This is a genomic window from Amycolatopsis palatopharyngis (assembly GCF_003385185.1).
In the GTDB taxonomy this organism is placed as follows: Bacteria; Actinomycetota; Actinomycetes; order Mycobacteriales; family Pseudonocardiaceae; genus Amycolatopsis; species Amycolatopsis palatopharyngis.
The window spans coordinates 13167-33324 of sequence record NZ_PQHZ01000005.1 but is presented as its reverse complement, the minus strand read 5'-3'; the positions used below and the strand labels follow the sequence as shown (position 1 = coordinate 33324).

General features: G+C 67.9%; 14 protein-coding genes and 3 pseudogenes. 10 read left to right on the top strand and 7 right to left on the bottom strand.

Annotated elements, in window-relative coordinates; translation table 11 throughout:
• Nucleotides 1–6: 6 nt before the first annotated feature.
• Entirely contained in the window at nt 7–1314 is a 1308-nt protein-coding gene (locus D0C15_RS04960; protein ID WP_116041180.1) for a thymidine phosphorylase, read from the top strand.
• A 25-nt stretch (nt 1315–1339) separates the two neighbouring features.
• On the opposite strand, the gene D0C15_RS04955 is transcribed toward D0C15_RS04960, so the two are convergent.
• A complete protein-coding gene (locus D0C15_RS04955) occupies nt 1340–2431 on the bottom strand; it encodes a PA containing protein (RefSeq protein ID WP_116041178.1) in 1092 nt (363 codons plus the stop codon).
• A gap of 298 nt (nt 2432–2729) precedes the next feature.
• On the opposite strand from D0C15_RS04955, the gene D0C15_RS04950 reads away from it, so the two are divergent.
• Both D0C15_RS04950 and D0C15_RS04945 read left to right on the top strand, forming a co-directional pair.
• The gene (locus D0C15_RS04950) at nt 2730–3821 is read left to right on the top strand and encodes an adenosine deaminase (protein WP_116041177.1); all 1092 of its coding nucleotides are present in this window, start codon (nt 2730–2732) and stop codon (nt 3819–3821) included.
• 116 nt (nt 3822–3937) lie between these two features.
• Complete coding sequence (locus D0C15_RS04945; protein WP_245975569.1) at nt 3938–5164, top strand: MFS transporter; 1227 nt, start codon at nt 3938–3940, stop codon at nt 5162–5164.
• 1 nt (nt 5165) lies between these two features.
• Here D0C15_RS04945 and D0C15_RS04940 read toward each other — a convergent pair whose 3' ends face one another.
• Nucleotides 5166–6443, bottom strand: coding sequence for a primosomal protein (locus D0C15_RS04940; RefSeq protein ID WP_116041175.1), 1278 nt, complete (start codon nt 6441–6443; stop codon nt 5166–5168).
• A gap of 147 nt (nt 6444–6590) precedes the next feature.
• On the opposite strand from D0C15_RS04940, the gene D0C15_RS04935 reads away from it, so the two are divergent.
• Nucleotides 6591–9125, top strand: coding sequence for a DEAD/DEAH box helicase (locus D0C15_RS04935; protein ID WP_116041173.1), 2535 nt, complete (start codon nt 6591–6593; stop codon nt 9123–9125).
• A 72-nt stretch (nt 9126–9197) separates the two neighbouring features.
• On the opposite strand, the gene D0C15_RS04930 is transcribed toward D0C15_RS04935, so the two are convergent.
• Nucleotides 9198–10190, bottom strand: coding sequence for a sugar-binding transcriptional regulator (locus D0C15_RS04930; protein ID WP_116041172.1), 993 nt, complete (start codon nt 10188–10190; stop codon nt 9198–9200).
• A 145-nt stretch (nt 10191–10335) separates the two neighbouring features.
• Here D0C15_RS04930 and D0C15_RS04925 point away from each other — a divergent pair, with 145 nt between their 5' ends.
• The 4 genes and pseudogenes from D0C15_RS04925 (at nt 10336) to D0C15_RS04910 (ending at nt 14528) form a co-directional block, all read left to right on the top strand.
• Nucleotides 10336–11340, top strand: a complete 1005-nt coding sequence (locus D0C15_RS04925; RefSeq protein WP_116041170.1) for a zinc-dependent alcohol dehydrogenase family protein — start codon at nt 10336–10338, stop codon at nt 11338–11340.
• Nucleotides 11333–12698 (top strand): annotated as a pseudogene (locus tag D0C15_RS04920) (ABC transporter substrate-binding protein). Before D0C15_RS04925 ends, D0C15_RS04920 begins: the two are co-directional and overlap by 8 nt.
• Nucleotides 12698–13656 (top strand): annotated as a pseudogene (locus D0C15_RS04915) (carbohydrate ABC transporter permease). The pseudogenes D0C15_RS04920 and D0C15_RS04915 overlap by 1 nt, the downstream one beginning before the upstream one ends.
• A gap of 2 nt (nt 13657–13658) precedes the next feature.
• Nucleotides 13659–14528 (top strand): carbohydrate ABC transporter permease, encoded by an 870-nt coding sequence (locus D0C15_RS04910; protein ID WP_116041168.1) that lies wholly within the window; start codon nt 13659–13661, stop codon nt 14526–14528.
• A gap of 22 nt (nt 14529–14550) precedes the next feature.
• Here the strand turns inward: D0C15_RS04910 and D0C15_RS04905 are convergent, their stop codons facing one another.
• From D0C15_RS04905 to D0C15_RS04890, 4 genes are all read right to left on the bottom strand, one after another.
• Entirely contained in the window at nt 14551–15405 is an 855-nt protein-coding gene (locus D0C15_RS04905; protein ID WP_245975589.1) for an aldehyde dehydrogenase family protein, read from the bottom strand.
• Nucleotides 15406–15582: 177 nt separating this feature from the next.
• A complete protein-coding gene (locus tag D0C15_RS04900; RefSeq protein ID WP_116041164.1) occupies nt 15583–17022 on the bottom strand; it encodes an aldehyde dehydrogenase family protein in 1440 nt (479 codons plus the stop codon).
• 1 nt (nt 17023) lies between these two features.
• Nucleotides 17024–17977 carry a deoxyribose-phosphate aldolase gene (gene deoC / locus D0C15_RS04895; protein WP_116041162.1) on the bottom strand — a complete coding sequence of 318 codons (954 nt, stop codon included), beginning with the start codon at nt 17975–17977 and terminating at the stop codon, nt 17024–17026.
• Nucleotides 17978–17998: 21 nt separating this feature from the next.
• Nucleotides 17999–18640, bottom strand: a complete 642-nt coding sequence (locus D0C15_RS04890) for a DUF1707 SHOCT-like domain-containing protein (RefSeq protein WP_116041160.1) — start codon at nt 18638–18640, stop codon at nt 17999–18001.
• Between the two features lie 93 nt (nt 18641–18733).
• On the opposite strand from D0C15_RS04890, the gene D0C15_RS04885 reads away from it, so the two are divergent.
• Together D0C15_RS04885 and D0C15_RS04880 are read left to right on the top strand one after the other, a co-directional pair.
• A complete protein-coding gene (locus tag D0C15_RS04885) occupies nt 18734–19444 on the top strand; it encodes a VOC family protein (protein WP_116041158.1) in 711 nt (236 codons plus the stop codon).
• Between the two features lie 151 nt (nt 19445–19595).
• Nucleotides 19596–20150: pseudogene (locus D0C15_RS04880) on the top strand (DinB family protein).
• Nucleotides 20151–20158 lie beyond the last annotated feature (8 nt).

Sequence of the window (20158 nt, the reverse complement as noted above, 5' to 3'; positions counted from 1 at the left end):
GCACGCGTGGCTCAGGAGCCCTTCGCGGCGGTGGACGTCATCCGTACCAAGCGCGACGGTGACAGGCTCAGCGAGGCCCAGATCAGCTGGGTCGTCGATGCCTACACCCGGGGCGCGGTCGCCGAGGAGCAGATGTCCGCGCTCGCGATGGCGATCTTCCTTCGCGGCATGGACGCCGCCGAGATCGCCAGGTGGACAGGAGCGATGATCGACTCCGGTGATCGTCTCTCGCTCGCGGTCTCCAGGCCGACCGTGGACAAGCACTCCACCGGCGGCGTCGGCGACAAGATCACCCTGCCACTCGCGCCACTGGTCGCGGCCTGCGGTGCGGCGGTGCCCCAGCTGTCCGGCCGCGGGCTCGGGCACACCGGCGGCACGCTGGACAAGCTGGAGGCCATCCCGGGCTGGCGGGCCGCGCTCAGCACCGAGGAGATCATCCGGCAATTGGAGGATGTCGGCGCGGTCGTTTGCGCGGCGACCCCGTCGCTGGCGCCCGCGGACCGCAAGCTCTACGCCCTGCGCGATGTCACCGCGACCGTGGAGTCGATCCCGCTGATCGCCAGTTCGATCATGAGCAAGAAGATCGCGGAGGGTTCTGCCGGACTCGTGCTCGACGTCAAGGCCGGTTCGGGGGCGTTCATGAAGTCCAGGGAGCAGGCCCGCGAACTGGCCCGCACCCTGGTGGATATCGGTACGGCACACGGGGTCGCCACGACGGCGCTGCTCACCGACATGAGCGTCCCGCTGGGCAGTGCCGTCGGCAACGCCGTCGAGGTGGCCGAGGCCGTCGAGGTGCTGCGTGGCGGGGGACCCGCCGACGTCGTGGAGCTGACGCTCGCGCTGGCCAGGGAGATGCTCGCGCTGGCCGGCATCGACACCGACCCAGCGGCCGTGCTCGCTGACGGCCGCGCCTACGAGACCTGGTGCCGGATGATCCGCGCACAGGACGGCGACCCGGACGCGCCACTGCCCGAGCCGGAGCACGTGCACGTCGTCGAGGCCGAACACGCGGGCACGCTCGCCACACTGGACGCCTACGCGGTCGGCGTCGCCGCCTGGCGGCTCGGTGCGGGCCGGACGCGCAAGGAGGACCCGGTGCAACTCGCGGCGGGCGTGCGCTGCCTGGTCAAGCCGGGGGCGCGGGTGGAGGCAGGCCAGCCGCTGCTGGAGTTGCACACCGACACCCCGGACGCCGTTCCCGCCGCACTGGAGTCGCTGCGCGGCGGTGTCGTGGTGGCCGAGCCGACGAACAGCGCACACAACGATGCCCCCGCGCAGGGCGGGGGCATCGTGTTCGAGACCGTACGCGGCTGAGGCGTCCCGCCAGCCGCGCCGTTGGTCAGCTCTCGCTTTCCTCGGTGGAGTCTCCGCTGCCGTTCTTCGCCTTGTCCGTGACGGCCTTGGGCGAGCGGCCGTTGCGCGCACGGCGCGGCTGCCTCGGTGCGGGCGGTGCCGGGACGGGCTGCGGAGCGGGGCCGCCGCCGAGCATCAGTTCGGCGAAGGTCGCCATCGCCTCGTCGAGCTGGCCACCGATGCGCCGCTCGGACTCCTCGGCACTCTTCTTCACCACGGAGGTGACCGAATCGGTGTCCGGCCGGGCGGAGATGGTGGTCTCCACCTTGGACAGGCCGGACTTGACCGAGCCGTTCAGGTCGCCGATCTGAGTGGTGACGCCGTCCTCGACCTTGTCGAGGCGGCCGCCCAGCTCGTCGAGGCGGTTGGTGACCTGCTCGAGCCGCTCGGCGAGGCCGTCGAGCCGGCTCGACGGGTCCACCATGTCGCCGGTCTCGGTGACCGTGGTGCGCAGCGCCTCGGTGTTGGCCTCGATCCGCTCGCGGGTGGAGGTGTCGAGTGCGTCGATCCGGTCCTTGGTGGCGTCGGCGACGGTGTCGATCCGGTCGCGCAGGGCGGCCTCGGAGTTCTCGATGCGCTCGCGCACCGGGCCGTGCACCGATGCGGGCAGCGCGTCGAGCTTGTCGTCCTGCTTGTCCAGGTGACCGCCCAGCTCGTCGAGCCTGCGGTGGATGTTCTGGAGTTTGTCCTCGAGGCCGTCCATCCGGCCTGCGACACCCTCGAAGCGCGCGCCGACTCCGTCGAGCCTGCCGTCGAGCTGGGCGAACGGCTTCGCCAGCTTGTCGACGATGGCCTCCACCGAACGGGCGACCGCCGCGATGGCGTTGTCCTGTGCCTCAAGACGGGACATGGCCTCGTCGAGGCGCTCGGCCAGGACGCCGACCTCGGTGCGGTCGGGCAACTCGGACAGCCGCTTGCGCACCGCGCCGAGCGAGTCGACCGGCGAGAGCCGGGCGTAGATGTCGTCGAGGGCGTCGAAGATCTGCTGCTGCTCGCTCTCCCGGACCTCGGCCGCGCGCACCAGCATGTTGCGCATCCGGTCGAAGGACGGGGCTGCAAGGTGGTTGTCAGTGGTCACTGCGGTGTCCTTCATCGGCGGGGAAAGGATGGGACGTGGGCGGCAGCTTATCTAGTGTCGAATTGCTGTGAGTATCGCCCCCACGAAAATGAGAATGACGTGCGCAACTCCGTTGGCCGAATGGTAGCCGGGTCCGTACGAGCTGAGGGTTAAGTTCAGGCTGAGAGTTGCGCCGCGCAGGTGATAACGCACCGCCGATCGGCCCAGCATGTCCAGGTCGTTTACCGGATTGTCTCCGGGTGTTCGACGTGTTCGATGGACGGATCCGCACCGCGGGAGCGGCGGTACTGTGCGGAGTATGCCAGCCGTTGACCTTCCTACGCTCGAATCCATTCGCCGAGTTCCCAAGGTGCTGCTACACGACCACCTGGACGGGGGGCTGCGCCCCCGGACCTTGGTCGAACTGGCCGAGAGCACGGGCTACCAGGGACTTCCCACCACCGACGTCGACGAACTCGGCCGCTGGTTCACCGCGGCCGCCGATTCCGGCTCGCTCGAGTCGTACCTGGAGACCTTCGCCCACACCTGCGGTGTCATGCAGACCGAGGAAGCGCTGGTCAGGGTAGCTGCGGAATGTGCGGAGGATCTGGCAGAAGACGGCGTGGTCTACGCGGAGGTGCGGTACGCGCCGGAACTGTTCGTGGAGCGCGGTTTGTCACTCGATGCGGTGATCGAGGCTGTGCAGGCGGGGTTTGCCGAGGGTGAACGCCGGGCGGCCGAGCGAGGTAGGCGGATCCGTATGGTCACGCTGCTCTGTGCGATGCGTCAGCACGCCCGCGCGCACGAGATCGCCGAGCTCGCCGTCCGCTATCGCGATTCCGGTGTCGGCGGTTTCGACATCGCCGGTCCCGAAGCCGGCTTTCCGCCCACCCGTAATCTGGACGCATTCGAATACCTTCGAACCAGTAATGCGCATTTCACCATTCATGCCGGAGAGGCATTTGGTCTCGCTTCCATCTGGGAGGCGATTCAGCATTGTGGAGCCGAACGGCTCGGGCATGGTGTCCGGATCAGGGATGACATCGAGGAACGAGCGGACGGTCTCCACCTGGGACGGTTGGCGGCATACATCCGCGACACCCGGATCCCGCTCGAGGTGTGCCCATCGTCCAATGTGCAGACCGGTGCCGCGAAGTCCATTGCCGAGCATCCGATCGGCCTGCTCGCCAAGCTGCGTTTCCGGGTCACCGTGAACACCGACAACAGGCTGATGAGCGGCTGCACCGTCTCCTCGGAGTTCGCGGCTCTGGTGGACGCTTTCGGATACGACTGGGCGGACATCCAGTGGTTCACGATCAACGCGATGAAATCCGCCTTCCTCGATTTCGACCAGCGCCTCGCCCTGATCAACAACGTGATCAAGCCTGGTTACGCCGAGTTACTCGGCTGACCCTCGTCCCTCGATCGAACAGGTGGCGCCGGTGACCCTGCGCGCTTGCATTGCTTAGCGTTGCGAAGTAATATCCAGGATATAGGAAGTCCTTCCTAAATACTGGGACGGTAGCCGTGGCCGTGCGACGTGCGCAGCAGGAGCAGCATCAGGATCTAAAGGTGGCGCCGCGTCGCTGGCTGATCCTCTGCCTCGGCCTGACCGGACAGACGGCCAGCTGCACCTTCCTGTACGGGATCCCGTTCCTCGTGCCGGACATGCGGGCGGCGGAAGGACTGTCGCTGGCGCAGGCGGGCACGGTGGTCGCGGCTCCCAGCATCGGCCTGCTCTTCACGCTGATCGCCTGGGGCGCGGCCGCGGACCGTTTCGGCGAGCGGCTGGTCATGGCGCTGGGGCTGGGAGTCTCGGGAGCGTTGCTGCTCTCCGCGGGCGCAGGTGGGCATTCGCTCGGCACGCTGTTCGTACTGTTCCTTCTCGCGGGCGCGGCCACCGCCTCGGTCAACGCCGCGAGCGGGCGGGTGGTGATGGGCTGGTTCGCCGAACGCGAGCGGGGGCTGGCGATGGGGATCCGCCAGACGGCGCAGCCGCTTGGCGTCGGCATCGCCGCGCTCGCCCTCCCGCCACTGGCCGAGCACTGGGGTTTCCGGGCGGCGATGCTGTTTCCCGCCGTGTTCGCGCTCATCGCCGCGGTTCTCGTACTGCTACTGGTGGTGGACCCACCCCGGCCGCAGCGGCCGGGACCGACGGCCGCTGCGCCGGCGCGGGGTAGCTCGCCGTACCGGACGTCCACGCTGTGGCGGGTACACGGTGCGAGTGCCCTGCTGGTGGTGCCGCAGTTCGCGGTCTCGGCCTTCGCGCCGGTCTACCTCGTGGCGATGCACGACTGGAGCCCACTGGCCGCGGGCTGGTTCTTGGCCGCGGTGCAGGGACTCGGCGCGGCGGGCAGGCTGGTGGCGGGGCACTGGTCGGATCGTGTGGGCAGCAGGCTCCGGCCGATGCGCCTGCTGGCAGGCGCCAGCGCCGCGGTGATGCTGCTGGTCGCCATCGGCGACGCGAGCTGGCCCTGGCTCGTGCTGCTCGCGCTGGTCCTCGCCGCCGTGGTCACGGTCAGCGACAACGTGCTCGGGTTCACCGCATCGGCCGAGTTGGCCGGCGTCGCGTGGTCGGGCCGGGCGATGGGGGCACAGAACACCGCGCAGAACGTCGCGGCTTCACTGACGCCGCCGATGCTGGGCCTGTTGATCGGCGACTCCCGCTACGCGCTGGCCTTCGCCGTCACCGCGATCTTCCCGCTGCTGGCGATCGGCCTTGTTCCAGTACGTGCCGAGCGCGCCGAGCCGTGAGTCAGTGGCTGCGCAGACGGTCCTCGAAGGACTCGACCAGCTTGCGCCAGGCGCTCTGCTCGGCGTCGAACGGAGCGCTCGGCGCGAGCCGGTTCGGTTCTGGTCGCAGCACGAACGACACCAGCCAGCCGAGACTCTCGGACTTGGTCAGCGCGGCGGCGACACTGTCGTCGCCCGCCCAGTCGGCTGCGTCGGTCAGCAGCTCCACCGCCAGCTCGAGCTGGGTCGGGTCGATCGCGTCCACGCCCTCGGCGAGGTCCGCGTCCAGGCCGGCCAGCACGTAGGTGTTGTCGGTGTCGACCTCGACCTCCAACTCGCCCGCGGTCGCCGCGTCACGCACCGTGCTCCAGGTGGAGACGTCGGCGAGGTCGGTATCGCCGAACTTCGAGCTGTCGGCGAGGCCACGTGCCAGCGCCCGCTCCGAGGTGTACACGTCGATCTCGCCGTCGGAGCCGAGGAAGATCGGCTCGTCGTCGAGGTAGCAGCGCAGGGTGTAGTACTCCTGGTCGCTGGTGACGATCTTGATCGGGTCGATGCCGACCTCGCCCCAGAAACCGACCGGCTCGTCGTCGGTGTCGTCGGAGTCGGTGGCCCCAGCGGCTTCGGCGTCGTCCGAGTCGACCGTGTCCAGGTCGTCGTTCTCGCTGTCCACGCCTGCCTCGGCCTCGGCCGACTCCTCGTGGAAGGCGGCCAGTTCCTCAGCAGTCGCCTCCAGCGTCGCCGCGTCCACCGAAGGAACGGTGACCAGCTGGTCGATGGCGTCCAGGACGCTGTCCCACTTCTCCGAGACCGCCGCGGACAGGTCGTTCCACAGCCGCTGGCCCTCCCGGCCGGTGAACGGCAACCGCCCCTGCTCCAGCAGCGAGAAACCCTCGTAGGCGTCGAGCACCTCGTGGACCTCGTCCAGTTCGCACACGTCCGCCAGTGAGCGGACGATGCCGACGATCTCGGCGAGCTCGCCGATCGTCCAGGAGTCCGGCTCGTCGGCGACCATCTCCGGCACGCCGACCAGGTCGTAGGAGTGGTCGTCGTCCGGGATCAGCTCCGGCACGTTCAGCGCGGGAACGATCTCCCACGCCGGATGGTCGACGAGGTCGTGCTGCTCGGCGGTGCGTACGAACGCGGCAAGGTGCGCGGCGTCCGGGAAGGCGTACAGATCCTCCTCGTCGCCGAGGAACGCCTCCCATTCCTCGCCGTCCTCCCGCCAGCGCGGGGCCCACAGGGTCACCAGGTCACCCTGTGGCAGCCCGAGTTCGATCGGGATGATGTCCTGTGCCATTACGACCCTCCGGAATAACCGCCTGTGTGCACGCGGGCAGGAGTGTCATCCCCGGCCGCGCGCGCCTGCGGGCAGCCTACGGGTTTCCGACCGAAGCCGCGATCACCCCTGGTGCCCTCGGGCCGGGATGGCACCATCTAGGGCACCATGGATCCCAACCTCGTCAGTCTCGCCGACGCCGTGCCCGCAACCCCCGACCCCGACTCGCTGTTCGAGGCCTTCTCCTCGTGGGCCGCCGAGCGCGGCATCGAGCTGTACCCGGCGCAGGAGGAAGCGCTGATCGAGGTGGTGTCGGGAGCGAACGTCATTCTGTCCACCCCGACCGGCTCTGGCAAGAGCCTCGTCGCGGTCGGCGCGCATTTCACCGCGCTGGCCCACGGCAGACGGAGCTTCTACACGGCGCCGATCAAGGCGCTGGTGTCGGAGAAGTTCTTCTCCCTGATCGACATCTTCGGCGCCGAGAACGTCGGCATGATGACCGGCGACTCCAGCGTCAACGCCGACGCGCCGATCATCTGCTGCACCGCGGAGATCCTGGCGAACATGGCCTTGCGGTTCGGCCCCGAGGAGGGCAGGGAGGTCGTCGGCCAGGTCGTGGCCGACGAGTTCCACTTCTACTCCGAGCCCGATCGCGGCTGGGCATGGCAAGTGCCGTTGCTGGAACTGCCGCACGCGCAGTTCGTGCTGATGTCCGCGACGCTGGGCGACGTCTCGTTTTTCGAGAAGGACCTGACCAGGCGTACCGAGCGTTCGACCGCGGTGGTGACCTCGGCGCAGCGCCCTGTCCCGCTGACTTTCCGCTACGCGCTGACGCCGATGCACGAGACGATCTCCGAGCTGCTGCACGGCGGGCAGGCGCCGATCTACATCGTGCACTTCTCCCAGGCCGCCGCCATCGAGCGCGCGCAGGCACTGATGAGCATCAACCCGTCCAGCAGGGCGGACAAGGACGCGATCGCCGAGGCCATCGGTGACTTCCGGTTCTCCGCGGGTTTCGGCAAGACCCTCTCCCGGCTGGTCCGCCACGGTGTCGGCGTGCATCACGCCGGCATGTTGCCGAAGTACCGCAGGCTGATCGAACAGCTCGCACAGGCGGGGCTGCTGAAGGTCATCTGTGGCACCGACACCCTCGGCGTCGGTATCAACGTCCCGATCCGCACCGTGCTCTTCTCCGCGCTGACCAAATACGACGGTGTCCGCCAGCGCCACCTCAAGGCGCGTGAGTTCCACCAGATCGCGGGCCGGGCGGGGCGCGCGGGGTACGACACCGACGGCTACGTAGTGGTGCAGGCGCCCGACCACGTGGTGGAGAACGCCAAGGCGCTGGAGAAGGCGGGCGACGACCCGAAGAAGAAGCGCAAGATCGTGCGCAAGAAGGCGCCCGAGGGATTCGTCAACTGGACGGAGAGCACGTTCGACCGGCTCGTCGGCGCCGAGCCGGAACCGCTGACCTCTAGCTTCCAGGTCAGCCACTCGATGCTGCTCAACGTCATCTCCCGGCCGGGCAACGCCTACGAGTCGATGAAGCACCTGTTGGAGGACAACCACGAGCCCCGTCCCGCACAGCGCAGGCACATCCTGCGCGCGATCGCGATCTACCGCGCACTGCTGGCCGCGGGTGTCGTCGAACAACTGTCCGAACCAGACGAACAGGGCCGCTACGTCCGGCTGACCGTCGACCTGCAGTTCGACTTCGCCCTGAACCAGCCGCTGTCGCCGTTCGCGTTGGCCGCGATCGACTTGCTGGACAAGGAGTCCCCGAGTTATCCGCTGGACGTCGTCTCCATTGTGGAGTCAACCGTGGATGACCCTCGCCCGGTGCTCTCACAGCAGCAGTTCAAGGCGCGCGGGGAAGCAGTGGCCGAGATGAAGACCCAGGGCATCGAGTACGACGAGCGGATGGAGCTGCTCGAGAACATCACGTACCCGAAGCCGCTGGAGGAGCTGCTGCACGCCGCGTACGAGACCTACCGGCAGGGCCATCCGTGGGTCGCTGACTACGAACTGTCGCCGAAGTCGGTCGTACGGGACATGTACGAGCGGGCGATGAACTTCGTGGAGTTCGTCGGTTTCTACTCCCTGGCTCGCTCAGAGGGTCTGGTGTTGCGGTACCTCGCGAACACCTACGACGCGTTGCGGCACACGGTTCCCGACGAGGCGAAGTCCGAGCAGCTGCAGGACCTCATCGAGTGGCTGGGCGAACTGGTGCGCCAGGTGGACTCGAGCCTGCTCGACGAGTGGGAGGCGCTGCGCCACCCCGACGAGCACACCGAGGGCGAGGTGCGTCCGTCCCTGCCGGAGGGGCCGCCGCCGGTGACCCGCAACGAGCGGGCGTTCCGTGTGCTGGTGCGCAACCAGCTGTTCCGGCGCGTCGAGCTCGCGGCGCGGCGTGCGTACGAGGAACTCGGCGAACTCGATGCCGCCTCGGGCTGGAACGCCGACGAATGGGCGGACGCGCTCGAGGACTACTTCGAGCAGCACGACGAGATCGGCATCGGACCGGACGCAAGAGGCCCCGCGTTGTTGCTCATCGAACGCGAGGCGGAGGTATGGCGGGTCCGGCAGATCTTCGACGATCCGGCGGGTGACCACGACTGGGGCATCAGCGCCGAGGTCGACCTGGCCGCCTCCGACGAAGCAGGCGCCGCCGTCGTCCGCGTAACCCGCGTAGACCAGCTCTAGTCCCGCACTTTCCCGGGAAAGTGCGGTGGGTGCATGCGCGGGGTATCGCGCTTTCCCGGGAAAGTGCGGGTCTCAGTGCTTTGGGGGGCGTTTGGCGGCGAGGTCGAGCAGGATCTCCGCCGTGTCGGCATCGGTGATGAGGGTGGTCACCATTCCGGTGCGCAGCATGGCATCGACGGCCTCGGCCTTCGGTGTGCTGTAGCCGAGGGCGATCACCTCGGGGACCCGGAGCAGCTCCTCGGTGCTGATCGCCAGCACGTGGTGGGCGAGCCCGGTGGACATCGGATTGCCGTCGGCGTCGAACAGCCGCGCCGCGACCTCCGCCTTCGCGCCGCGCTTCTCGATCGTCGCCCGCTCCGCGTCGGCCACCGCGTCATACACAGTGGACTCGCCGGGTTGCCAGGAACCGATGCTCACCACGGCCTTGGTCAGCTTGCCGAACTGGGCGAAGGTCTCCGCGATTCCCGGCTGTCTGCGCAGGATCTCCGTGGTGCGCCGGTCGGGTAGCACCAGCGGCCCGAAGATCGGGTAGGCATCGCCGCCGGAAACCGCGGCGATCCGGCGCACCGTCTCCACGGACCGATCGCGAGAGTCGATCCCCGCCTGAACCCCGCACAGCTGCACGATCGGGCAACGAGGCAGTGACCGGACGAAATCGGCCATCACGTTGACCGACCGTGCCCACGACAGGCCGAGGACGTCATCGGGGGTGACGATCTCGGTGAGCAGGTCGGCCGCGAGCGCGCCGATCCGGCGTCGAAGCTCCTGTTTGGTCTCGCTTGATTGTGCTCGTTCGAGCACCAGCGCTCTGCGCAGTCCGTACGCGACCCTGACCTCGTCGGACAACGTCAGTTCGACCGGAGCCGGAATGTCGAACTCGACTCGCACGAGTCCCGCTTCCCGTGCCGCGTCAAGTATTCGGGCGACTTTGAACCGGCTGATCCCGAACTCCTCCGCGATCTCCAGCTTCGATCTGCCCTGTACGTAGAAGCGCCGGGCGATGGACGCGGCGTGCACCGCCGCGTCCGGCCCGGTGATGGTGTCTACCAGACGTATGGCGCTCATATGAGCAAGATAGCACGAAAAACCCTCGAAAGGTTGACGTAACTACGGCAGGAGATCTTCAATGCCTTGACATGCGCTGACGCGCATCCGATCTCAAGGTGCTCATATGAGCGACAGTGCGAACCCAACTGAGAGGTGGAGTGGCATGCGCGCCGCGATCATCGACACACCAGGCTCGATCCGGGTAGGAGACGTACCCGATCCGAAGCCCGGCGATCGCCAGGTGGTCCTGAAAGTGGGGGCATGCGGCATCTGCGGTACCGATCTGCACATCGCGGACGGGCACTTCCCGCCGACGCCCTACCCGATCGTGCCTGGCCACGAGTTCGCCGGTGAGATCATCGAGCTCGGTGCCGATGTTCCCGGCGACTGGCGGGTGGGTGACCGCGTCGCCGTGGACCCCTCGTTGTTCTGCGGGTACTGCGGTCCCTGCCGGGCCGGTCACGGCAACCTCTGCGCGAACTGGGGCGCGACCGGCGACACGGTGGACGGTGCGTTCGCCGAGTACGTCGCGGTCCCCGCGGCCAACTGCTATCGCATGCCGGACGAGATGACCTGGGAACAGGGCGCTCTGGTGGAACCGGTGTCCTGCGCGGTACACGGCGTGCGCCGGGTCGGCGTGGAGGCCGGCGAACGGTTCCTCGTGGTCGGAGCGGGCACGATGGGCTTGATCATGCAGCAGTTGCTGCAGCGGGCCGGTGCCGAGGTGACGGTGGTGGATCGCAACACCGCCCGCCTCGGCAGGGCCACCGAACTCGGCGCTCGCGCGGTGGCCGGCGACGTCGCGGAGCTCGACGGTGAGCGGTTCGACGCGGCCGCCGACTGCAGTGGAGCCGTCCCGGCGATCGAGGCCGCCTTCGACTCACTACACAGGGGCGGCAGGCTCCTCGTCTTCGGCGTGGCTCCCGAGCAGGCCCGCGTCGCGCTCTCGCCGTTCCGGATCTACAACGACGAGATCACCGTCGTCGGCTCGATGGCCGTACTGCACAGCTTCGGCCCGGCGCTGGACCTCGTCGCGTCCGGTGCGATCGACACGGCGCCGCTGCTCACCCACACCCTGCCGCTGGAGCAGTACCCGGAGGCGCTGGACCTGATGCGCAGCGGTGCCGGACTGAAGGTGCAGGTTCTGCCAGGAGGCGACAATGTTTAGGACTGCCAGGGCATTTCGCCGCCGACGGGGCCTGGCCGCCCTGCTGGTGGCCGTGCTCACGCTGAGCGGCTGCGCCGGAGCGGGTGCGCTGGGCGCGGGCGGGCAGACGCTCGTGGTGGCCATCGTGTCGAACCCGCAGATGAACGACGCCATCGAGCTCTCCCATCGGTTCGAGGCCGAGCATCCGGGTGTCAGTCTCAAGTTCGTGTCCCTGCCGGAGAACCAGGCCCGCGCGAAGATCACCGCCTCCACCGCGACCGAAGGCGGCGAGTTCGACGTGGTGATGATCAGCAACTACGAGGCGCCGCAGTGGGCGGCGAACGGTTGGCTGGAGAACCTGCAGCCCTACATCGACGCGAACCCGGAGTACGACCAGGATGACTTCATCCCGAGCATCAGGGAGTCGTTGTCCTACGAGGACTCGATGTACGCCGTGCCGTTCTACGGCGAGTCCTCGTTCGTCACCTACCGGAAGGACCTGTTCGAGCAGGCCGGTCTGACCATGCCCGCGAACCCGAGCTGGGAGCAGATCGCCGAGTTCGCCGCTGTGCTCGACGACGACCAGGCCGGAATCGCCGGGATCTGCCTGCGCGGTAAGCCTGGCTGGGGCGAGAGCCTCGCCCCGTTCAACACCGTCGCGAACACCTTCGGTGCCCGGTGGTTCGACATGGACTGGAACGCGCAGCTGACCTCGCCCGAGTTCACCGCCGCGGCGAAGTTCTACGTCAACCTGATCCGGGAGCACGGTGAGGTCGGTGCCTCCAGTGCGGGGTTCTCCGAGTGCGGCAACAGGTACGCGCAGGGGCAGGCGGCGATGTGGTACGACGCGACCGTAATGGCGGGTACCAACGAGAGCCCGTCGGACAGCAGGGTGGTGGGCAAGTCCGGGTATGTGCCCGCGCCCGTCATGGAGACGGAGTCCAGTGGCTGGCTCTACGCCTGGTCGCTGGCGATGCCGAAGGTCACCGAGCACAAGCAGGCCGCCTGGGACTTCATGCGGTGGATGACCGACAAGGACTTCGTGCGGATGATCGGTGAGGAGTTCGGCTGGAACGCGGTCCCACCGGGCTGCCGGCTGTCCACCTACGAGATTCCCGAGTATCGCGAGGCGGCGAGTGCCTACGCGCAACCCACTCTGGATGCCATCAAAAAGGCAGACCAGCAGCGAACGATGACCGAGCCGGTGCCTTACCCGGGCATCCAGTTCGTCGGCATTCCCGAGTTCCAGGACCTTGGCACCCTGGGTGAGCCAGCAACTGTCCGCCGCGATCGCCGGTCAGATCACCGTCGAGGAAGCGTTGGAGCAGTCGCAGGAGTACGCGGAAACCGTAGGCAAGTCCTATCAGGAGGCACAGTGATGTCCTCGACTTCCACGGCCACGGCAGAACCTCCGAAGGCCAGCACGGGCACACCACCCACAGCACGTCCTCGTAGCGCGGATCGCGACCGCCGCGCCGGTGGCTGGCGGCGCAGGGCCCCCCTGCTGCCGGCACTGATCTTCGTGATCGCGGTGACCCAGATTCCGTTCCTGCTGACCGTCTTCTACTCGTTCCAGTCCTGGAACCTGGTCCGGCCCGGCTCGCAGCACTTCGTCGGGTTCCAGAACTACGTCGACGTCTTCGCGGACAGCCAGTTCCGCGGCGCCCTGTTCAACACCGTGCTGCTCACCATCGTATGCGTGTTCGTCGCCATGGGGCTCGGACTGGGGCTGGCTTTGCTGCTGGATCGCAAGTTTCTCGGCAGGGGGTGGTCCGGACACTGATCATCACGCCGTTCCTGATCCTGCCAGCGGCCGGCGCGCTGATCTGGAAGACCACCATGTTCGATCCGGTGTACGGGTTGCTCAACTTCGTGTTCGGCGGCAACACCGACTGGCTCTCGCAGTTCCCGCTGGCTTCGGTGATGACCCAGATCGTCTGGCAGTGGACGCCGTTCATGATGCTGCTGATTCTGGCCGGCCTGCAGTCGCAGTCCAAGGAGGTGCTGGAGGCGGCACAGGTCGACGGGGCGGGCCCCTGGCGTACCTTCGCTTCGATCACGTTGCCGCAGCTGAGCCGGTATCTGCAACTGGCCGCGCTGCTCGGCGCGATCTACATCGTGAACAGCTTCGACGCGATCTTCCTGATGACGCAGGGCGGGCCCGGGACCGCGAGCACCAACCTGCCGTTCTACATCTACCAGCGGGCCTTCCAGGGATTCGACATCGGACAGTCGTCGGCTATGGGCGTCATCGTGGTGATCATGACGCTGGTCGTGGCGACCTTCGCGCTGCGTCTGATGTTCCGGGCCTTCTCGGTCAACGAAGGGGTGAAGTGACGATGAGCGTCCAGACCGTGGGCGAGGATCGCATTGTGGCGATCCCGCGCAGGAAGGCACCCAACCGGCTCGGCAAGTCCGCGCTGACCGTGACCACCTGGGTCATCGCGATCCTGTTCGTGTTCCCGGTGATCTGGATGGCACTGACGGCCTTCAAACAGGAGGCCGACGCGGCGACCGATCCGCCGAAGCTCTTCTTCACGCCGACTCTGGAGCAGATCGCCGGCATCATCGACCGCGGGTTCCTGCCGTACCTGGGGAACTCCGCGTTCGTGACCGTGCTGTCGACCCTGGCCGTGCTGGCGCTCGGTATCCCCGCGGCTTACGCCCTGTCGCTGGCGCCGGTGAAGAACACCAGCAACGCGCTCGGTTTCTTCCTCTCCACGAAGATGCTGCCGGTCGTGGCCGCGATCATCCCGCTGTACGTGATCTCGCAGAACTTCGCACTGCTGGACAACGTGTGGGCACTGGTCGTGCTGTACACCGCGATGAACCTGCCATTGGCGATCTGGATGATGCGCTCGTTCTTCCTCGAGGTGCCCAAGGAGATGATCGAGGCGGGCCGGATCGACGGAGCCAACCTGCCGACCCTGCTGCGCAGGGTGATCCTGCCCGTGGTCGCGCCCGGAATCGCCGCGACGGCGCTGATTTGTGTGATCTTCTCCTGGACCGAATTCTTCTACGCGGTCAACCTCACGGCCGCGCGGGCCGGGACGGTGCCGGTGTTCCTGGTCGGCTTCATCACCAGCGAGGGCCTCTACTGGGCACAGCTGTCGGCTGCCGCGCTGATGGCGTCGCTACCGGTGATGATCATCGGCTGGATCGCGCAGAACCATCTGGTCCGAGGCCTGTCCATGGGCGCGGTCAAGTGAGCGACCGGCCGGGCACGCCGGCCTAGACGCCCAGGGGGTGCCAGACGGTCTTCGACTCCAGATAGCGGCGTAGGCGGGCGATGTCCGGCCGTTGTGTCCAGTCGGGCTCCTCCGCCGGGACCTCGAGCACCCGCTTGACCGTGCCCGCCGCGTCGCGGGCCAGGTCGGTCCGCGCCTCGATGTCGGCGCCGGTCGGGTCCAGTGCGTTGACGTCGCCGTGCGAGGCCAGCCACGATCCCAGCTCGGCGGCCCTGCCGGTCAGGATGTTCACCACCCCTCCGGGCACGTCCGATGTGGCCAGCACCTCGGACAGGGTGATCGCGGGCAGTGGCCGCTGCGCGCTGCTGACCAAGACTGCCGTCGACCCGGTCGCGAGCACCGGAGCGAGTACGCTCACCAGCCCGAGCAGCGAGGACCGCTGCGGGGCGAGGATCGCGACCACTCCGGTCGGCTCCGGCACCGTGAACGAGAAGTACGGCCCGGCCACCGGGTTCGCCGAGCCCAGCACGGCGGCGATCTTGTCGGTCCAGCCCGCGTACCAGACCCAGCGGTCGATAGCGGTGTCCACAACGGACTGAGCCTTGCGGTCGGTCAGCCCCTCCGAAGCGGCGACCTCGGCGATGAACTGCTCCCTGCGGCCCTCCAGCATCTCGGCCACCCGGTACAACACCTGGCCCCGGTTGTACGCGGTGGCGCCGGACCAGCCGGGGAACGCCTTGCGGGCGGCGACGACCGCGTCGCGGGCGTCCTTGCGCGAGGCGTGCGCGGCGTTGGCGAGGAATGCGCCCTTGCTGTCGGTCACCGGGTACACCCGGCCGGACTCCGAGCGCGGGAACTTTCCGCCGATGAACAGTTTGTAGGTCTTGGCGACCGAGATCCTGTTGTTGTCAGTGCTTGTCTCTGAACGCGCTACACGGTCGCGTCGCCGGGGCTCGGGCTTGCTCACGCCAATCCAACTTTCGTTTCGCGGGCGCCCCGCCGCCACGACCGTGGGGCTTCGCCGGGCGCGTTCTGTGGTCGCCATCGCAGTTCACACTCCGCCTGGAGCTGTCTGTCAGGCATTGAGGTAAGCCTCCAGACCGGCGCGCCCGCCCTCGCGGCCGAACCCCGATTCCTGGTAGCCGCCGAACGGTGCGGCGGGATCGAAACGATTGAAAGTGTTGGCCCACACCACGCCCGCGCGCAGCTGGTTGGCCATCCACAGGATGCGGGAACCCTTCTCGGTCCAGATCCCCGCCGAGAGCCCGTACGGCGTGTTGTTCGCCTTGGCGACGGCCTCGTCCGGGGTGCGGAAGGTCAGCACGGACAGCACCGGGCCGAAGATCTCCTCACGGGCGATACGCATCGACTGCTGGACGTCGGAGAACACGGTGGGAGCGAAGAAGAACCCGCGCTCGGGCAGCGGGCAGGAGCTGGTCCAGCGCTGCGCGCCCTCGTTGTCGCCGGAGTCGACCAGTTCGTGGATCTTGGCCAGCTGCTTCGCGGAGTTGATCGCGCCGACGTCGGTGTTCTTGTCCAATGGGTCGCCGAGGCGCAGGGTGGAGACGCGGTAGCGCAGCTTCTCCAGCAGTTCGTCCGCAATGGACTCCTGCACCAGCAGCCGGGACCCGGCGCAGCATACGTGACCCTGGTTGAAGAAGATGCCGTTCACGATGCCCTCGACGGCCTGGTCCAGCGGTGCGTCGTCGAATACGACGTTCGCGGCCTTCCCGCCGAGTTCCAGGGTGAGCCGCTTGGGCGTGCCCGCGACCGAGCGCTGGATGAGCTTGCCCACGTCGGTCGATCCGGTGAAGGCGATCTTGTCGATCCCGTGATGGTTCACCAACTCGGCGCCGATGTCTCCGGCACCCGGCACGATGTTGACCACGCCGGGCGGCAGCTCCGCCTGCTGGCAGATCTCGGCGAACACCAGCGCCGTCAACGGAGTCGTCTCGGCGGGCTTGAGCACCACGGTGTTGCCGGTGGCCAGTGCGGGCGCGATCTTCCACGCCAGCATCAGCAGCGGGAAGTTCCACGGGATGATCTGCCCCGCCACCCCCAGCGGGCGCGGATCGGGACCGAGTCCCGCGTAGTCGAGCTTGTCGGCCCAGCCCGCGTGGTAGAAGAAGTGCGCGGCCGCGGTCGGTACGTCGGAGTCGCGGGACTCCTTGATCGGCTTGCCGTTGTCCAGGGTCTCCAGCACCGCGAGTTCGCGGGAACGTTCCTGGATCAGCCGGGCGATACGGAACAGGTACTTCGCCCGCTCGCTGCCGGGCATCCGGCCCCAGACCTTGTCGTAGGCCTTGCGAGCCGCCTGTACCGCTTTGTCCACATCGGACGCCGAAGCCGTCTCGACCTCGGCAAGGACCTCTTCCGTCGCCGGATTGATCGTCTTCAGCGGCTCGCCTGCGCCTTCGACGAACTGCCCGCCGATGAACGGGCGGTAGTGCGGCTTGAGGTTGGCGATGTCCCTGGATTCGGGTGCGGGCGCGTACTCGAACGGTGAGTCAGTCATGTCAGTCCAGGGTCACGTAGTCGGGGCCGCTGTAGTGGCCGTCGATTTGGGTGCGGCGCTGCAACAGCAGGTCGTTGAGCAGGCTGGAGGCGCCGAACCGGAACAGGTCCGGGGTGAGCCACTGCGGACCGGCAACCTCGTGCACGGCGACCAGGTAGCGGATCGCGTCCTTCGTGGTGCGGATGCCGCCCGCGGGTTTGACCCCGCGCAGCTCACCGGTGCTGGTGTGCCAGTCGTGCACGGCCTGCAGCATCACGTGCGTGACCGGCAGGGTGGCGGCGGGGGAGACCTTGCCGGTGGAGGTCTTGATGAAGTCGCCCCCGGCCAGCAGTGCGAGCCAGGACGCGCGCCGCACGTTGTCGTAGGTGGCGAGTTCGCCGGTCTCCAGGATGACCTTCAGGTGCGCGTCGCCGCAGGCAGCCTTGATGGTCCGGATCTCGTCGAAGACCTGCCCGTAACGGCCCTCCAGGAACGCACCCCGGTCGATCACCATGTCGACCTCGCTCGCGCCCGCATCCACGGCCAGTGCGACATCGGTGAGCTTGACCTGCTGCGACGACCGGCCGGAGGGGAACGCGGTGGCCACGCTCGCGACGCCGATGCCGGTCCCGGCGAGCGCCTCGACCGCGACGGCCGCCAGATCCGGGTACACGCACACGGCCGCGACCCGGGGAGTGTCCGGGTGGTCCGGATCCGGACGCCGGGCCTTCGCGGCCAGCGCACGGACCTTACCGCGGGTGTCGGCGCCCTCCAGCGTCGTCAGGTCGACCATCGAGATGGCCGTGTCGATCGCCCAGCGCTTGGCGGCCTTCTTGATGCTGCGGGTGCCCAGACCTGCGGCGCGTTGTTCCACGCCCACCTGGTCGACACCGGGCAGCCCGTGCAGGAACCTGCGCAGGCTCGCGTCGTCGCGGGTGGCGTCGGCGAGCTCGGCAGGCAGGGTAGCTGTTGCCATGGGACGAGCGTAACGGCCCGGTCAGCCGCCCAGTTCCTTCGGCGTCTTGCGTGGCTTACGGATGACGGTCACCGCGCCCCAGAAGGCGAGTCCGTTTACGGTCACGACCGGTGCATCGGCAGGTGGGACTGTCAGCTCGCCCTTCTCCTTGGTCTCGAAGGCGCCCATGAAACCGATGCCGGTGACGTCGACGATGACGTCGTCCGGGACGACGATGTCGATACCGGCCATGATCGCCACCGCCGTGATGGTGACGTGCTGCTCGGCGAACCGGGCCTGGCGCAGATCGATCTTCACCTCGCCCCAGAAGGCGACGCTGTTGTGCTGGCGCGGGACCACCCAGCTGCCCTTGCGGGTCGCGCCGGACATCACCGCGATCGAGCTCGTCGATCCCGGGGTGCCGCCGACCCGGGTCTCGGGGGATCGGCTGAACGCGGGCTGCACGGTGGCGCCCGGCGCGCTGGCATCGGGCAGATCGGCGGTGACCGGCTCCAGCTCGCCGAGCGTTTTCGCAGAGTAGACGCTGTTCAGCCGCTCCTCGAGCTCCACCATCGTGATGCGGCCCTCGCTCATCGCCTGCTGCAGGATCCGGGCGACGTGCTCACGATCGGTGTCGGAGGCGCGGAACTGCTTGCGATCGGGGATACCGGACAACTCACTCACCAGGCGAGGGTAGCGCGCGGGTGCGTCATGTCGTGGGCGTTTCGCAGGTCGTCGACCACGAACTCGCCGTGGTCGTGCTGCGATGATGGCGGGATGGAGGACGACAACCGGCACCCGGGTCGGTCACTCAGCAGAGAGCAGATCTCCGATGCCGTCAGCGACCTGGGGTGGCGGTACGTACTGACGGGCCTGCACACCTATGTCCGCGTGAGCTCTCTGGCGGAGGCGGCCGAGGTCGCCTCGCGTGTCGTGGCTGGTGCCGGCGACGACCTCGGCGAGCACCTGAGCGCCGACCTCCGCCAGGACCGGCTGATCCTGACGCTGCAGTCGGCCGCGACCGAGTCGGTGACCGCGCACGACATCGACCTCGCCGGCCGGATCTCCGCCCTCGTCACGGAACTCGGGTTGCGGACCGACGCCCGTGCCGATACCGGAACACGGGCGGTACAGGTTCTCGAACTCGCGATCGACGCCCTCGACATCCCGTCGATCCGCCCGTTCTGGAAGGCGGTCCTCGGATACCGGGACGAGGTAGCTGGTGGTGGCCCCGAGGGGGCACTCGTTGATCCGGCCGGGCAGCACCCGGCCGTCTGGTTCCAGCAGATGACCGAGCCGAGGCCGCAACGCAACCGGATCCACGTGGACATCTCGGTGCCGCACGACGAGGCGCGGCGGCGGATAGCTGAGGCACTCGCGGCGGGAGGCGAGCTGAGGTCCGGCGCGGCGGCTCCGGCGTTCTGGATCCTGGCCGACGCCGAGGGCAACGAAGCCTGCGTCACGACCTGGCAGGGCCGGGACGGCTAGCGAGCGGCCATCGGGAGCGGTATCGTCGTCATCGACCCGGTTCTCCTCGGCTCTGGACATGTTGTCCCCGAGGATCCTCTGACACGGGCCGGAACGTTTCCGCGGCGTGCTGCCGCGACTCCTGCCGTCAAAGCCGAAGTGGCTCGAATTCATGCCCTCGGTGCAGATCCGTCAATTCGCCTCAACTCAGAAGGTTGGACGACCTGTGTACACGTTTCCCGGAATGACCACTGGACCCGAACGTCTCATGTTGGAGAGCATGCTCGACCGCAATCGGCGGGCGCTCATCGACACCGTGCGAGGACTGTCCGAAACCGACGCGCGGCGACGTCTGGTCGTCTCGCTGACCACGCCGATCGGGCTGATCAAACACGCCGCCACCGCCGAGCGAATCTAGTTCCAACGCACTTTGCGCGGCCTGAACGAGTCCGAATGCGACGGATACGCCATCGCTGACAACGGCAGTTTCGTCGTCGCCGACGACGAAACGCTGGCCGGCGTGATCGCGGAGTTCGAGCGTGCCAGTGAGCGTTCCCGCGTGATCGCCGCCGACTTCGACCTCGACGACATCACGACACGCCCCCGCGTCGGCGATGTGAGTCTGCGGTTCATCTACCTGCTCCTGATCGAGGATTTCGCCCGGCACGCCGGGCACGGTGACATTCTCGAAGAACAGCTCACCGCGGTGGGACACGGCTGCGGGTGACGGCTACG

Bases quoted from the DNA above. Each gene is read 5' to 3' on its own strand.
- D0C15_RS04940 (WP_116041175.1), bottom strand. From the start codon at position 6,443: ATGGCACAGGACATCATCCCGATCGAACTCGGGCTGCCACAGGGTGAC.
- D0C15_RS04900 (WP_116041164.1), bottom strand. From the start codon at position 17,022: ATGACTGACTCACCGTTCGAGTACGCGCCCGCACCCGAATCCAGGGAC.
- D0C15_RS04925 (WP_116041170.1), top strand. From the start codon at position 10,336: ATGCGCGCCGCGATCATCGACACACCAGGCTCGATCCGGGTAGGAGAC.
- D0C15_RS04930 (WP_116041172.1), bottom strand. From the start codon at position 10,190: ATGAGCGCCATACGTCTGGTAGACACCATCACCGGGCCGGACGCGGCG.
- D0C15_RS04910 (WP_116041168.1), top strand. From the start codon at position 13,659: ATGAGCGTCCAGACCGTGGGCGAGGATCGCATTGTGGCGATCCCGCGC.
- D0C15_RS04885 (WP_116041158.1), top strand. From the start codon at position 18,734: ATGGAGGACGACAACCGGCACCCGGGTCGGTCACTCAGCAGAGAGCAG.
- D0C15_RS04935 (WP_116041173.1), top strand. From the start codon at position 6,591: ATGGATCCCAACCTCGTCAGTCTCGCCGACGCCGTGCCCGCAACCCCC.
- deoC (WP_116041162.1), bottom strand. From the start codon at position 17,977: ATGGCAACAGCTACCCTGCCTGCCGAGCTCGCCGACGCCACCCGCGAC.
- D0C15_RS04950 (WP_116041177.1), top strand. From the start codon at position 2,730: ATGCCAGCCGTTGACCTTCCTACGCTCGAATCCATTCGCCGAGTTCCC.